A 13,264-nucleotide genomic window follows, 5' to 3' on the forward strand; every position below is an offset into this window, starting at 1 on the left:
GCGGTCAGTTGATGGGTTCGTGAACGGTGACGAGCTTGGTGCCGTCGGGGAAGGTCGCCTCAACCTGCACGTCGTGGATCATCTCGGGGACGCCTTCCATGACGTCGCCCCGGGTGAGCACCTTCCGGCCGGAGGACATGAGCTCGGCTACGGAACGGCCGTCCCGGGCACCTTCGAGGATGTGCACGGTCAGCAGCGCGAGGGATTCCGGATGGTTGAGCTTCAATCCCCGTGCCCGCCGCTTTTCGGCCACGTCTGCCGCCACATGAATCATCAACCGTTCCTGCTCATGCGGGGTCAGTTGCATACGTTCCACCTCACAGTGTTCCCGCCCGGGCGCATTTACCCAGGTCACGGGCGTTGACACACCCGCTCAGTTACATGTATCACGCAGTGATTAAAGGGGGAGCAAACCGGCCACCAGCACTTGGATATCAACCACCCCATCGTCCCAACCTAGTTCGCCGACATTTCATCGCCGTTACGGCGGACGGCGGGCACGGAACCCTTGGCGCACTTGGCGTAACACGCCGGAAATCACCGACCGCCACCGGGGGGCGACCGGATTCGCCGCAGCCTTTCCCGCCCCGACCCCGACGGGTTTGTGCGGAAATCCGGTGGCGAATTCCACACCTCGGAAACCGTTCCGGAAAGCCCGAGGCCCCCGCGACAGGCGGCAGCAAGCGGAACTATCCGCCTAAAACAGACGCCATTCCGATTCACGAACGCGACTGTCCGGTAACCGCTCTTGACCGATTTCAAACGCGGTCGTAATCCTCATGAGCGCGTCAAATCAGCTGGGCAACACCTCCCCCACACCAGCATCGGAGCAACATCGTGACTCGCTCGATCCGTACCCGCCGTATCGTGCTGGCCGCCGGCGCCTGCACCGCCGTCGCCGCCCTGGTGGGCACCGCCGCCGCGGCCCAGGCCACCTCCTCCCGGCCGCTCTCCGCCCCGGACATCCCGGTGGCCGCCGTCAAGGCGCACCTCGACAAGCTCCAGTCCATAGCCGACGCCAACGGCGGCAACCGCGCCCACGGGCAGCCCGGTTACCAGGCGTCGGTCGACTACATCAAGGGCAAGCTGGACGCCGCCGGATTCACCACCAGGCTCCAGGAGTTCGAGCACGGCGGCGCCAAGGGCTACAACGTCATCGCCGACTGGCCGGGCGGCGCCGAGGACAAGACCGTCATGGCCGGCTCCCATCTGGACTCGGTCGACGCGGGCCCCGGCATCAACGACGACGGCTCCGGCTCGGCCGGCCTCCTGGAGATCGCGCTCGCGGTCTCCAGGGAGCACCTCAAGCCCGCCAAGCACCTGCGGTTCGCCTGGTGGGGCGACGAGGAGGACGGCATGGTCGGCTCCCAGCACTACGTCGACAGCCTCGGCGCCGACAAGGCGAAGCTCGACTCGTATCTGAACTTCGACATGATCGGCTCGCCGAACCCGGGCTACTTCGTCTACGAATACGACGCCCGGCTGACGAAGGTCTTCAAGGACTGGTTCGCCGACAAGAAGATCCCCACCGAGCGGGAGACCGAGGGCGACGGCCGCTCCGACCACGCGCCCTTCAAGAACGCCGGCGTCCCCGTCGGCGGGCTGTTCTCCGGCGCCGACTACATCAAGACCGACGCACAGGCGAAGGAGTGGGGCGGCACCGCGGGCAAGGCGTTCGACGCCTGCTACCACCAGTCCTGCGACACGTCCAAGAACATCGACGACACCGCGCTGCACAACCACAGCAACGCCATCGCCAACGCCCTGTGGCAGCTCAGCTCCTGACGCCCCCGCAGCACCCTGCGGTCCCGCGCTGACGGACCGCCACCGCGCAGCGCACGGTCACCTCCCGCGACCCGGCCGCCGATCCCCGGCAGCCGGGTCGCGGTGTTCCGCCGCGATACCGAACCGCTGCCGTTCGCCCGCAGCGGACGGCAGCTGCCGGACGGCGGAGACCGTGCTGATCACCTGCTCCTGCTCCGGATCCGCCGCACGCGCCCCCAGCTCTTCGAGTCGCTCCAGGTCAGCGGCGGAAACGAGGGCCACCAGCGGCTTCCCATGCCGCGTGACGACCACCCGCTCACCGCCGTAGACGACGCGGTTGATCAGATCCGCCAGCTCGGCTCGGGCTTGCGTCACCGGAATTTCGTAGGCCATGCTCCCATTCTAACGGGATGTACGTCCTGTACATTTTTTACGGAGGGAAAGGAGCAGTCATGCTGCGAGCCGCGGCGCGCCATGTCCTGCCGGAGTTCACCGAACGCACCACCGACGGGACCCGGACCATGGACCCGTACTCCAAGCTGCTCAGCGAACGGATCGTCTTCCTGGGCACCCCCATCGACGACACCTGCGCCAACGACGTCATGGCGCAGTTCATCCACCTCGAACACGCCGCGCCCGACCAGGACATCTCGCTCTACATCAACTCCCCCGGCGGCTCGTTCACCGCGATGTGCGCCATCTACGACACGATGCGCTTCGTCTCCTGCGACGTGGAGACCGTCTGCCTGGGGCAGGCCGCCTCCTCGGCCGCGGTGCTCCTGGCCGCCGGCACCCCGGGGAAGCGGCTGGCCCTCCCCCGGGCCCGGGTCCTGATCCACCAGCCGTCGTTCGCCGAGCCGGTCCAGGGGCAGACCACCGATCTCCAGATCAAGGCGGAGGAACTGCTGCGCACCCGCGACAAGCTGGAGGAGATGCTGGCCGAGCACACCGGGCAGCCCCGCGAGCGGATCGCCGCGGACATCGAGCGCGACACGATCTTCGACGCCCCGGCCGCCCGGGAGTACGGCCTGATCGACGGGCTCACCCGCGACCGCAAGCGGTCCGCCGCCCGGCCCGTGGCGCGGTGAGCCGCCGTGCTGCCACCGGAGCTGCCGCCGCTGCCCGCACTGACCCGGGCCGAGGGCGAGCTGATCGACTGCTATCTGGGGGCCCTCGACCTGCTCGGCCGGATCAACCCGGCTCGCGGCGGCTCCACCTACGGCAGCCTGCGCGCCGCCCAGGCGCTGGTCGGCAAGGCCGCGGAGCTGCGGGACGCGCTGACGCTGATGCACGACCGGGGCGAGAGCGAACTGCACGGCGAGACGCTGGGCCGGGCACTGCGGGTACTGGACGGAGAGCGCCGGGCCCGGCGCGTCGCGGTGCCGCCGCAGCAGGAGGTCTGAGGCACCGGCGCGATGCGCGGGGCGGACACACAGGGGACACGAACGACTCCGTATCGCACATACGGCGTAGCGTCCGCGCCTGCGGTAAAGGAGCGAGAAATTGCGCGGAACACCTTGATTTCCGCTGTCCCTTGCGTTTCGCCGCTGGTCCCGGCCTCAGCGACGCGCCGGTCATCGCGCCGGAGAGGGAAAAATCCCCCATTGAGACCAAATGTGACCAATGCCACATAAGGCAATTTCAGCGAGGAAATCGGGGAGTGGTTGCGTGACGATCCCCTCGACGACAAGACCCCGCCACAGCGACGGGGCGGTCCGGACGGGCAGTTGAACCCCGCCGTTGTCCGGATCACCGGCTGACGAAGGGTTGCGCATGACCATGCGCGTGCAGGTGCCGCATCTTCTGATGCGTGCCGGCGCCGTGTCCGCCCTGGCACTGGTCGCGGTGGGCGGCACGGCGACGGCCCCGGGAGCGACCGAGGCGGCGTCCGTGCCCGCCACGGCGCTGCGGATCGCCGCCTCCAAGAAAGGCGCTCCCTACGAGTACGGTGCGCAGGGGCCGGACAGCTTCGACTGCTCGGGGCTGACGCTGTATTCGTACCGGCGGGCCGGGCGGTCGCTCCCCCGCACCGCGGCGGACCAGTACCACCACACGGAGCACGTCTCGCGCGCCGCGCGCAGGGACGGCGATCTGGTCTTCTTCCACTCCCGCAGGGGGATTTACCACGTCGGCATCTACGCCGGCGGCGACCGGATCTGGCACGCGCCCAAGTCCGGCAGCGTGGTCCGCCTGGAGCGGATCTGGAGCCGCGCGGTCTGGTACGGGCGGGTGCGCTGACCTGCCGTGACGTCTGGTGCCCGGCCGGTGGCGGCGACTGGTGCTCAGTCAGTGAGCGGTACCCGCAGGGCGGGTGGCACGGCACGAGCTGTCCCTGCTGGCCGGGCTCTCCGGCGGCCGGCTGCGGGTCGGCACGTTCATGACCGCCGGTACGCGTCTGCTGCCACCCGCGCTCAGTGCCTTCCGCCGCGCCCACCCGGACGTGGAGCTGAGCGTGACCGAGTACGTACCGCCCGAGGGCACGGAAGCGCTGGCGGTCGGGGAGGTCGATCTGGCGCTGACGCATGAGTATGTGCCGGGCGAGGCGCTGCCGACGCCGGACGGGGTACGGCTGGAGGCGCTGCTGTCCGAGGAGTTGGTGCTGGTCACCGCGCCCGGCCACGCCCTGTCGGCGGGTTCCGGGCGGCTGCCGCTCACCGAGTTGGCCGGGCAGCCGCTGGTCAGCATGGCCCCCGCCGACCCCAACCGTCGGGCGGGGGAGGCGGCGTTGGCCGCGGCCGGGGCGAGTGTCGCGGTGCGCTGCGAGTCACCGGGCTATGCGGTGGTGTGCGCGCTGGTGAGCGCGGGCCTGGGGGTGGCGGTGGTACCGGAGATGATGGCGACCGGCTCGGTGACCCCGCTGGGCATCCGGCACTTGGAACCGCCGGAGCTGCGCCGCCGGATCTCGGTGGCCTACCGCCCCGGCCGCGGACACCCTGCACGCGCTGCTGCGCGGCGCCTTCGCCCGCCACCCGGCCCGCAACGGCCCGAAACCCTGACGACCGCCGCCGGCCGCGGCGGGCTCAGGGCACCGGCGCCCGCCACGGCATCGCGATCCAGACGGTCTTGCCGCCGGTGGCGGTCGGCTCCACGGAGAGCCGGCCGCCGTGTTCCGCGGCCAGGCAGCGGATGATGACCAGGCCCCGGCCGTTGTCCTGCTGGACGGCGGCGGGCAGCCGGCGCGGCCATCGGGGGTAGCTGTCGGTGACGCCGATGCGCAGCCGTTCGTCGCGGTCCAGCCGCAGCTCGACGGTGAAGGTCGGGGACTGGCCGAAGGTGTGCTGAACGGCGTTGGTGGCGAGTTCGGAGACGATCAGCCGGACGGAGTCGGCGGTGTCGGAGCCGCCGGGGAGGCCCCACTGGGTGAGTACGTCCAGAACGTGTCTGCGGGCGGTGGCGACCGAGGTCGGGTCGCTTGGCAGGGTGAGGCTGGATTCCTGGTGGTCTGCCATGGCGACGCCGTCCCTTTCCCACCGAGGCTCGGCTCCGGCCCGCCGGCAAGCCGAGATGCCGATCAGGACGCCGACGGCCTCGGATGTGTGCTGTGCGCCAGACTGCCACCCATGCTCCCGGTGCGGTGGGCGATCGCCCAAGATATACAGAGTTCTATCGCTGTTCTATCGCCCGATGCGGTGAACTCTGCTACGAGAGGCCGCTTTTGGGACATGGGAAGCGCTCGCGGCGCGCGGTGTCGGCCGGGCGGCGGTGCCCCGTACGGCGCCGGAACGGCCGCCCGGACGGCTCAGACCGGCGGTGCGGTGGCCACGATCGTGCCCACCGCCGAGGCGATCTGGTCATCCGTCAGGTCCGCGCGGGCGGTCAGCCGCAGCCGGGAGATCCCGTCCGGTACGGACGGCGGCCGGAAGCAGCCGGCCACCAGCCCGGCCGCGCGGCAGTCGGCGGCCCAGCGCACCGCGGCCTCCGGGGAGGGGGCCCGTACGGAGACCACCGCGGCGTCCGGGCGGACGGCCGCCAGGCCCGCCGCGGTGAGCCGGGCGTGCAGCTCCCGCGCCACCTCCCGGGCTCGTGCGGCACGTTGCGGTTCCCGCTCCAGCAGCCGCAGCGCCGCGAGTGCGCCGCCGACGGCCGCGGGCGCCAGCCCAGTGTCGAAGATGAACGTGCGGGCGGTGTTGACCAGATGCTCGATGACCCGGGCGGGGCCCAGCACCGCGCCGCCCTGCGAGCCCAGCGACTTGGAGAGGGTCACGGTGGTCACCACATCGGCGTCGCCGGCGAGTCCGGCGGCCCGCAGCGCGCCGCGGCCCCCGTCGCCCAGCACACCCAGCCCGTGCGCGTCGTCGACAAGGAGGGCCGCGCCGCGGGACCGGCAGGCGTCGGCGAGCGCGGGCAGCGGCGCGGCGTCGCCGGCGAGTCCGGCGGCCCGCAGCGCGCCGCGGCCCCCGTCGCCCAGCACACCCAGCCCGTGCGCGTCGTCGACAAGGAGGGCCGCGCCGCGGGACCGGCAGGCGTCGGCGAGCGCGGGCAGCGGCGCGGCGTCGCCGTCGACGGAGAAGACCGAGTCGGTCACCGCGAGCGCCCGGCCATCGTGACCGGTCAGCGCGGCGCGCACGGCCTCCGGGTCGGCGTGCGGCGCCACTTCGGTACGGGCCCGGGAGAGCCGGCAGCCGTCGATGAGGGAGGCGTGGTTGCCCGCGTCGGAGACGACCAGGGTGCCCGGGGCGGTGAGTGCGGTGACCGCGCCGAGGTTCGCGGCGTAGCCGGAGGACAGCACCAGCGCCGCCTCGAATCCGCAGAACTCGGCGAGTGCGCGCTCCAGTTGGGCATGCAGCTCGGTGCTGCCGGTGACCAGCCGGGAGCCCGTGGCGCCGGCGCCCCAGCGGTACGCGGCCTCGGCCGCGCCGTGTGCGACCTCGGGGTGCCGGGCAAGTCCCAGGTAGTCGTTGCTCGCCAGGTCGAGCAGCGGGGAGTCGGCGGGGCGGGGCCGCAGCGTCCGGACGAGTCCGGCGCGGCGGCGCTCGGCGCGAGCGGTGTCGATCCAGTCGAAGGCCGCGCCGGTCGCCGGTCGCGGGGGCGCGGCGGGCGCCGCGGTCGGGGTGTCGTACAGCAGCGACGGGGCGGGGTCGTGCGGCATCGGCGTCCTTCGTCCGGCGGCCTCGAAAGCGGGCTTCGCATCGGCCGTGATTGTGGGCTGTCGATAGACGTTAGCGGTCGTTCCGCACGGGGACAGTGTGGTGATACACACACCCCGATCGGCGCGCATTGTGGGAATCCTCCTTGGCCGGGAGGTGGGGCGTACGCCAGGATCAACGCCATGGACCTGCTGAACGCATTGGTGGACAAGGGACTCCGGCGCGAGGTGCCGACCCGCGAAGAGGCGCTCGCCGTACTGGCGACATCCGATGACGAACTGCTCGACGTGGTGGCCGCGGCCGGGAAGGTGCGCCGCCAGTGGTTCGGGCGGCGGGTCAAGCTGAACTACCTCGTCAACCTCAAGTCGGGCCTGTGCCCGGAGGACTGCTCGTACTGCTCCCAGCGGCTGGGGTCGAAGGCCGAGATCCTCAAGTACACCTGGCTCAAGCCCGATGACGCGTCCAAGGCGGCGGCCGCCGGGGTGGCCGGCGGTGCCAAGCGGGTCTGCCTGGTCGCCAGCGGCCGGGGCCCCACGGACAAGGACGTGGCGCGGGTCTCGGAGACCATCTCCACCATCAAGGAGCAGAACGAGGGCGTGGAGGTGTGCGCCTGCCTGGGTCTGCTCAGCGACGGCCAGGCGGAGCGGCTGCGTGCGGCGGGCGCCGACGCGTACAACCACAACCTCAACACCTCGGAAGCCACTTACGGCGACATCTGCACCACACACGACTTCTCGGACCGGGTCGGCACCGTCCAGCAGGCGCAGGCGGCGGGCATGTCCGCGTGCTCCGGGCTGATCGCCGGTATGGGCGAGACCGACGCCGACCTGGTCGACGTGGTCTTCGCGCTGCGCGAGCTGGACCCGGACTCGGTGCCGGTCAACTTCCTGATCCCGTTCGAGGGCACGCCGCTGGCCGAGGAGTGGAACCTCACCCCGCAGCGCTGCCTGCGCATCCTGGCGATGGTCCGGTTCGTCTGCCCGGACGTGGAGGTACGGCTGGCCGGGGGCCGGGAGGTGCACCTGCGGAGCATGCAGCCGCTCGCCCTCCATCTGGTCAACTCCATCTTCCTCGGCGACTATCTGACCAGCGAGGGCCAGGCCGGCAAGGACGATCTGGCGATGATCGCGGACGCCGGCTTCGAGGTGGAGGGTACGGACACCACGACGCTGCCGGAACACCGCAGGGGCGACGAGCCGGCGGCGGAGGCGGATGCCGAGGCGGGAGCCGCCCCCGTATCCGCCTCCGACACGGCCGAGACCGCCGGCGTCCCGACGCCCTCCGACGAGACCCGGCGCGACCTGGTCGCGGTGCGCCGCCGCGGCGCCGGCACCGATCTGCCGCCCAATGCCTGAGCCGCGCACCCCACTCTCCCCTGAGGAACTGCTCGCGCTCGACCGGCAGCACGTCTGGCACCCGTACGGGCCGATGCCCGGCCGGAGCGAACCGCTGCTGGTCGAGTCGGCCGCCGGCGTCCGGCTGCGGCTGGCCCGGCCAGTCGAGGGCCGGGCCGAGTTGGTGGACGGCATGGCATCGTGGTGGTCGGCGGTGCACGGGTACAACCACCCGGTGCTCAACGAGGCCGCCCGCGGCCAGCTGTCCCGTATGAGCCATGTGATGTTCGGCGGGCTCACCCATGAGCCCGCCGTGCGGCTGGCCAAGCGGCTGGTCGACATCACCCCGGAGCCGCTGCGGCACGTCTTCCTCGCCGACTCCGGTTCGGTGTCGGTCGAGGTCGCGGTCAAGATGTGCCTCCAGTACTGGCGCTCGCTCGGCAAGCCCCGCAAGCAGCGACTGCTGACCTGGCGCGGCGGGTACCACGGCGACACCTGGCAGCCGATGTCCGTCTGCGATCCGGACGGCGGGATGCACGAGTTGTGGCAGGGCGTGCTCCCGCGGCAGATCTTCGCGGACGCGCCGCCGGCCGGTTTCGACGCCGCGCCGGACGGCGCCTACGCGGACCATCTGCGGGAGCTGATCGCCCGGCACGCCGAGGAGCTGGCCGCGGTGATCGTGGAGCCGGTGGTGCAGGGCGCGGGCGGGATGTCCTTCCACTCCCCCGGCTATCTGCGGGTGCTGCGGGAAGCCTGCGACGCACATGGCGTGCTGCTGGTCTTCGACGAGATCGCCACCGGCTTCGGCCGCACCGGCACGCTCTTCGCCGCCGGGCACGCCGGGGTGGCCCCGGACGTGATGTGTCTGGGCAAGGCGCTGACCGGCGGATATCTGACGCTCGCGGCGACGCTGTGCACCGCGGAGATCGCCGACGGCATCTCCCGCGGCGAACTCCCGGTGCTGGCACACGGCCCCACCTTCATGGGCAATCCGCTGGCCGCCGCCGTCGCGGACGCCTCCGTCGAGCTGCTGCTGTCCCAGGACTGGGCGCGGGAGGTCGGGCGCGTCGAGGCCGGGCTGCGGGACGGGCTGGCGGCGGCCCGGGACATCGCCGGGGTGCGCGATGTCCGGGTGCTGGGCGCGATCGGGGTCGTCCAGCTCGACCACCCGGTCGACATGGCGGCAGCGACCCGCGCCGCGGTCCGGGAGGGCGTCTGGCTGCGCCCGTTCCGGGACCTGATCTACACGATGCCGCCGTACATCACCGGCGACGAGGACGTGGCGCGGATCTGCACCGCGGTCCGCGCGGCGGCCCGCGAGGGCTGAACCCCGTGTAAGGCGGGGAAGTTGACACTCCCCCGCCCTACCACGAACCTTCCCCATCCCATCCCATCCCATCCCATCCCCATCCCGCACCATCAGTACGGAGTTTGGAGGCGCACCATGCCGGTGCTGTTCGTCACGGGCACGGGTACCGAGATCGGCAAGACCGTGACCACGGCCGCGATCGCCGCGGCGGCGCTCGGCCAGGGCCGCTCGGTGGCCGTGCTCAAGCCCGCCCAGACCGGCGTCACGGCCCAGGAGCCGGGCGACGCGGCGGAGGTCGAGCGGCTGGCCGGACCGGTCACCGTCGCTGAACTCGCCCGCTTCCCGGAGCCGTTGGCACCCGCGACGGCCGCCCTGCGGGCCGGTCTGCCGGCGGTGGGCCCGCAGGAGATCGCCGACGCCGCGGCGAAGCTGGCCGCCTCGCACGACCTGGTCCTGGTCGAGGGCGCCGGCGGGCTGCTGGTCCGCTTCGACGCGGACGGCCACACCCTCGCCGACGCCGCGCGCCTCGCGGGCGCCCCCGTCCTCGTGGTCGTCCAGGCCGGTCTCGGCACCCTCAACACCACCGCGCTGACCGCGATGGCGCTGCGCTCGTACGGCATCGACTGCCCCGGCGTCGTCGTCGGCAGCTGGCCCGCCGCGCCCGATCTCGCCTGCCGCTGCAACCTCGACGACCTCCCCGAAGCCGCCGGCGCTCCGCTCCTCGGCCTGGTCCCGGAGGGCTCCGGCACCCTGGCCCCGGCCGCCTTCCGTGCCGCGGCCCCCGGTTGGCTGGCCCCGGAACTGGGCGGCTCGGGCGCGTTCGGGACGCCCGCGTAATCCGCTCGCCCGACAGGCGCGTTGCGCCGCATACTGCTGGGATGGCGGAGCGCGCGGACGGCGAGACGGAGGGTGTGCCCGATCTCGGCGCGTGGTACGACCTCCTCAACCCCTGGGGCCCCGACAACGACTTCTACCTGGGCCTGGTGATGGCCGCGGGCTCCGTCCTCGACGTCGGCTGCGGCACCGGCACCCTGCTGCACCGCGCCCGCGAGGCCGGACACACCGGCCGCCTCGTCGGGCTCGACCCGTCCGGGCCGATGCTGGCCAGGGCCCGGCGCCGTACGGACCTCGGCATCACGTGGGTCTCCGGCGACGCGCAGTCCCTCAGCACCCATGGACTCGGCGGCTTCGACCTGGTGGTGATGACCGGCCACGCCTTCCAGTGCCTCACCACGGACGACGCGTTGCGCGACGCGCTCACCGCCATCCGGGGCGTGCTGCGCGACGGCGGCCGGTTCGCCTTCGAGACGCGCAATCCGCTGGTCCGGCCGTGGGAGCGGTGGACGCCGGACCGGGCGGCGGAGGTGACGCACCCCGATGGGCGCACGGTGCGGGTCGCGCACGAGGTCGATCTGCCGGTGGAGGGGGAACTCGTCCGGTTCTCCGAGACGTTCACCGGGCCGGACCCGGCCGGTCCGCGGGTGAGCCGGGCCGCGCTGCGGTTTCTCGGCACGCAGGCGCTGGCGGGGTTTCTGGCCGGGGCCGGGCTGGTGACGGAGGCGCGGTACGGGGACTGGGAGCGCGGTCCGCTGTCGCCGGCGAGCCCGGAGATCATCACCGTCGCGCGGCGTGATCCCGGGTCAGACCGTCCAGGTGCGTAGCTCGTCCGCGATGGCGTGGACGTCCGCGGTGCCTTCCTTGACCAGGCGGGCCAGGTCGCGGACCTGCTCGGGAGAGGTGGCGACCTTCAGACCGCTGGCGACCAGGTAGCCGTAGGCCACGGCGGTCGCGAACATGGCGTTCGCCCCCTCCAACGCCGGTACGCGCAGCAGGAGTTGGAGGAGCGCGGCGGCACGGTCCTGGGGTTCGGGGTAGACGGGGACGCCGAATATCTCGGCTTCGTGGCGGCCCACCGCGGCCACCAGGGCGCCCCAGTCGGTGACCTGGGGGTCTCCGGGGGTGTGCTGTTCGGCGATCAGGAGGAGCCAGGCGAGATCGATGCGCAGTGTCACGTTGTGCCCGGCTGTCCTTCCGGGTGACTGAGGGGGGTGCGGCCCTGCTCCAGGCCGAATTCTTCCGCAAAGACCCGTTCGTACTGCTTCATGAAGTCGGAGGCGGCCTCGACGAAGGTCTGGCCGACCTCTCCGGCGTCTTTGAGGACGAGTTCCTCGATATAGCGGTTCATGCTCACTCCCCGCTGCAGGGCGCGCTCCCGCGCCGCTTCGGCGGTGGCTTCGTCCACGCGGACGTTCAGCTGTGTCTTCGCCACACTTCCAAGCTAGCGCGGATCCGCTAGCACCGGCAAGAGCCGCCGTCACCGCCCTCCGCGTGTCCCCCGTGCCCCGCCGGTACCAGGCCCGCCGCCCGCTCCCCCGGACGGTTCCGCAGCCCCCGCAGGACCTCCAGGAACGCCCGTTCCGCGGCGGACAGCACACGGTCCCGGCGGCGTACCAGGCTGATGGGGCGGGGTTGCGGAGCCGGGCTGACGGGGAGTACCGCGAGGGTGCCGGCGCGGACCTCGTCGACGACGGCGTGTTCCGAGATCAGGGCCAGTCCCAGGCCGGCCGCCACGCACTGCTTGACCGCCTCCGGGCCCCAGATGTCGGCGCGCGGGGCGGCGGCCAGGCCCCAGTCCGCCAGGACGCGTTCTTGGAGTTCGCGGGTCCGGGAGCCCGGTTCGCGCAGCAGGAAGCGGGCACGGGCTTCGGTCAGGTCGGCGGGGTCGACGGTGCTGCGCCGGGCCAGCGGATGGTCCGGGGCCGCGATCAGGACCGGGTGCTCGTCGAGGACGGACTCGACGGCCAGCCGGTCGCCGTGCGGCGTGCCGGCGACGACCGCGATGCCGATGCCGCCGCCGAGCAGCCGCTCCTGCACGGCCTCGTGGTTGCCGACGAAGACGTCGCAGTCGATGCCGGGGTGGCGCTGCTGGTAGCGGGCCAGGAGGGCGGGCAGCAGGTACGTGCCCACGGTGGTGGAACCGCCGACCAGGAGGCGGCCGGCCACCGGACCGCCGACCTGCTGGACGGCGGCCACCGCCTCCTCGGCGAGCAGGAAGACCCGCTTGCCGTACTCGGCGAGCACCTCGCCCTCGGCGGTCGGCCGGACGCGGGTGCCGGAGCGGTCGATGAGGGTGACCCGCAGCGACTGTTCGAGCCGGCGGACCTGGTTGGAGACGGACGGCTGGCTCATGTAGAGCCTGTGCGCGGCGGCCGAGAAGCCCTGGTGCTCGACGACCTGCATGAAGATCCACAGTCGGTGGAGGTTGAGTTCCACGGCCCTTCCCTCGAAGCTCGGCGCACGGCGCCAGGGGCGCCGTGGGGAAGCGCCATGATCGACAACTCAGCCGACCCTAGCGGGGGAAGTCCTCCGTGGACAGGGGCGCCAGGTCGTCGAGCGCACGGGCGGACCGTTCCCCCGGCGGCGGACCGGCCTGGCCCGCGGTCCGCCGGGGGCACCCGGAGGTCGTACCGCGGCGCGGTGACGATCCGTCGGACGGGCCGGGGCGGGTCCGCGCCGCCCGGGTGCGCGGGGGCCGGCCCGGCGTGCCGGCCGGCCGCCGGCAGCGGGATCCGTGTCGCGAACTCCCTGAACAGGCAAGCCAGTTGACGGTGGACGGGCGGGCCACTCGATCGGCGTCAGGGTCGCCGTGGAACGGGTCGCGGACCGCGACACCCGCGCGCCGCTGCCGAGGCGGCCGGAGCGGATGCCGCACGATGTGATCCGCCGGGAGACCGGAGCGACCGACCGGACCGCCCGCCCACCGCTCCGCC

The 13,264-nt window shown here is 72.4% G+C and carries 16 protein-coding genes; 9 read left to right on the forward strand and 7 right to left on the reverse strand.

Annotated features, from left to right (window positions below; all coding sequences use genetic code 11):
* Positions 1-4: 4 nt before the first annotated feature.
* A complete protein-coding gene (locus ACO1BR_RS32800) occupies positions 5-307 on the reverse strand; it encodes an urease subunit gamma (RefSeq protein WP_426798741.1) in 303 nt (100 codons plus the stop codon).
* Positions 308-837: 530 nt separating this feature from the next.
* Here ACO1BR_RS32800 and ACO1BR_RS32805 point away from each other — a divergent pair.
* Complete coding sequence (locus tag ACO1BR_RS32805; protein WP_426798742.1) at positions 838-1,785, forward strand: M28 family metallopeptidase; 948 nt, start codon at positions 838-840, stop codon at positions 1,783-1,785.
* A gap of 57 nt (positions 1,786-1,842) precedes the next feature.
* Here the strand turns inward: ACO1BR_RS32805 and ACO1BR_RS32810 are convergent, their stop codons facing one another.
* Positions 1,843-2,157, reverse strand: a complete 315-nt coding sequence (locus ACO1BR_RS32810) for a type II toxin-antitoxin system Phd/YefM family antitoxin (RefSeq protein ID WP_426798743.1) — start codon at positions 2,155-2,157, stop codon at positions 1,843-1,845.
* 59 nt (positions 2,158-2,216) lie between these two features.
* Between ACO1BR_RS32810 and ACO1BR_RS32815 the strand changes: the two genes are divergently transcribed.
* The 4 genes from ACO1BR_RS32815 (at position 2,217) to ACO1BR_RS32830 (ending at position 4,894) form a co-directional block, all read left to right on the forward strand.
* A complete protein-coding gene (locus ACO1BR_RS32815) occupies positions 2,217-2,852 on the forward strand; it encodes an ATP-dependent Clp protease proteolytic subunit (RefSeq protein WP_426798744.1) in 636 nt (211 codons plus the stop codon).
* A gap of 6 nt (positions 2,853-2,858) precedes the next feature.
* Positions 2,859-3,167, forward strand: a complete 309-nt coding sequence (locus ACO1BR_RS32820) for a hypothetical protein (RefSeq protein WP_426798745.1) — start codon at positions 2,859-2,861, stop codon at positions 3,165-3,167.
* Between the two features lie 370 nt (positions 3,168-3,537).
* A complete protein-coding gene (locus ACO1BR_RS32825) occupies positions 3,538-4,002 on the forward strand; it encodes a C40 family peptidase (protein ID WP_426798746.1) in 465 nt (154 codons plus the stop codon).
* A gap of 73 nt (positions 4,003-4,075) precedes the next feature.
* Positions 4,076-4,894, forward strand: coding sequence for a LysR family transcriptional regulator substrate-binding protein (locus ACO1BR_RS32830; protein ID WP_426798747.1), 819 nt, complete (start codon positions 4,076-4,078; stop codon positions 4,892-4,894).
* Here the strand turns inward: ACO1BR_RS32830 and ACO1BR_RS32835 are convergent.
* A complete protein-coding gene (locus ACO1BR_RS32835) occupies positions 4,785-5,213 on the reverse strand; it encodes an ATP-binding protein (protein WP_426798748.1) in 429 nt (142 codons plus the stop codon). The two genes, ACO1BR_RS32830 and ACO1BR_RS32835, sit on opposite strands and share 110 nt — an antisense overlap.
* Positions 5,214-5,503: 290 nt before the next feature.
* Positions 5,504-6,853 carry an 8-amino-7-oxononanoate synthase gene (locus ACO1BR_RS32840; RefSeq protein WP_426798749.1) on the reverse strand — a complete coding sequence of 450 codons (1,350 nt, stop codon included), beginning with the start codon at positions 6,851-6,853 and terminating at the stop codon, positions 5,504-5,506.
* A gap of 180 nt (positions 6,854-7,033) precedes the next feature.
* Between ACO1BR_RS32840 and bioB the strand changes: the two genes are divergently transcribed.
* The 4 genes from bioB (at position 7,034) to ACO1BR_RS32860 (ending at position 11,155) form a co-directional block, all read left to right on the forward strand.
* A complete protein-coding gene (gene bioB / locus ACO1BR_RS32845; protein ID WP_426798750.1) occupies positions 7,034-8,206 on the forward strand; it encodes a biotin synthase BioB in 1,173 nt (390 codons plus the stop codon).
* On the forward strand, positions 8,199-9,512 hold the full coding sequence (locus tag ACO1BR_RS32850) for an adenosylmethionine--8-amino-7-oxononanoate transaminase (protein WP_426798751.1): 1,314 nt from the start codon (positions 8,199-8,201) through the stop codon (positions 9,510-9,512). Before bioB ends, ACO1BR_RS32850 begins: the two co-directional genes overlap by 8 nt.
* 117 nt (positions 9,513-9,629) lie before the next feature.
* Positions 9,630-10,331, forward strand: a complete 702-nt coding sequence (bioD, locus tag ACO1BR_RS32855; protein ID WP_426798752.1) for a dethiobiotin synthase — start codon at positions 9,630-9,632, stop codon at positions 10,329-10,331.
* 41 nt (positions 10,332-10,372) lie between these two features.
* On the forward strand, positions 10,373-11,155 hold the full coding sequence (locus ACO1BR_RS32860; RefSeq protein ID WP_426798753.1) for a class I SAM-dependent DNA methyltransferase: 783 nt from the start codon (positions 10,373-10,375) through the stop codon (positions 11,153-11,155).
* Here the strand turns inward: ACO1BR_RS32860 and ACO1BR_RS32865 are convergent.
* The 3 genes from ACO1BR_RS32865 to ACO1BR_RS32875 are packed head-to-tail and all read right to left on the reverse strand — an operon-like array spanning position 11,135 to position 12,767.
* Positions 11,135-11,506: a fic family toxin-antitoxin system, toxin component gene (locus tag ACO1BR_RS32865; protein ID WP_159506785.1), complete on the reverse strand. Its 372-nt coding sequence runs from the start codon at positions 11,504-11,506 to the stop codon at positions 11,135-11,137. The genes ACO1BR_RS32860 and ACO1BR_RS32865 overlap by 21 nt on opposite strands.
* Complete coding sequence (locus tag ACO1BR_RS32870) at positions 11,503-11,763, reverse strand: toxin-antitoxin system HicB family antitoxin (RefSeq protein ID WP_159506786.1); 261 nt, start codon at positions 11,761-11,763, stop codon at positions 11,503-11,505. Before ACO1BR_RS32870 ends, ACO1BR_RS32865 begins: the two co-directional genes overlap by 4 nt.
* 23 nt (positions 11,764-11,786) lie before the next feature.
* Positions 11,787-12,767, reverse strand: a complete 981-nt coding sequence (locus ACO1BR_RS32875; RefSeq protein WP_426798754.1) for a LysR family transcriptional regulator — start codon at positions 12,765-12,767, stop codon at positions 11,787-11,789.
* Positions 12,768-13,264 lie beyond the last annotated feature (497 nt).

This window comes from Streptomyces sp. YGL11-2 (genome assembly GCF_050054615.1).
GTDB lineage: Bacteria > Actinomycetota > Actinomycetes > Streptomycetales > Streptomycetaceae > Streptomyces.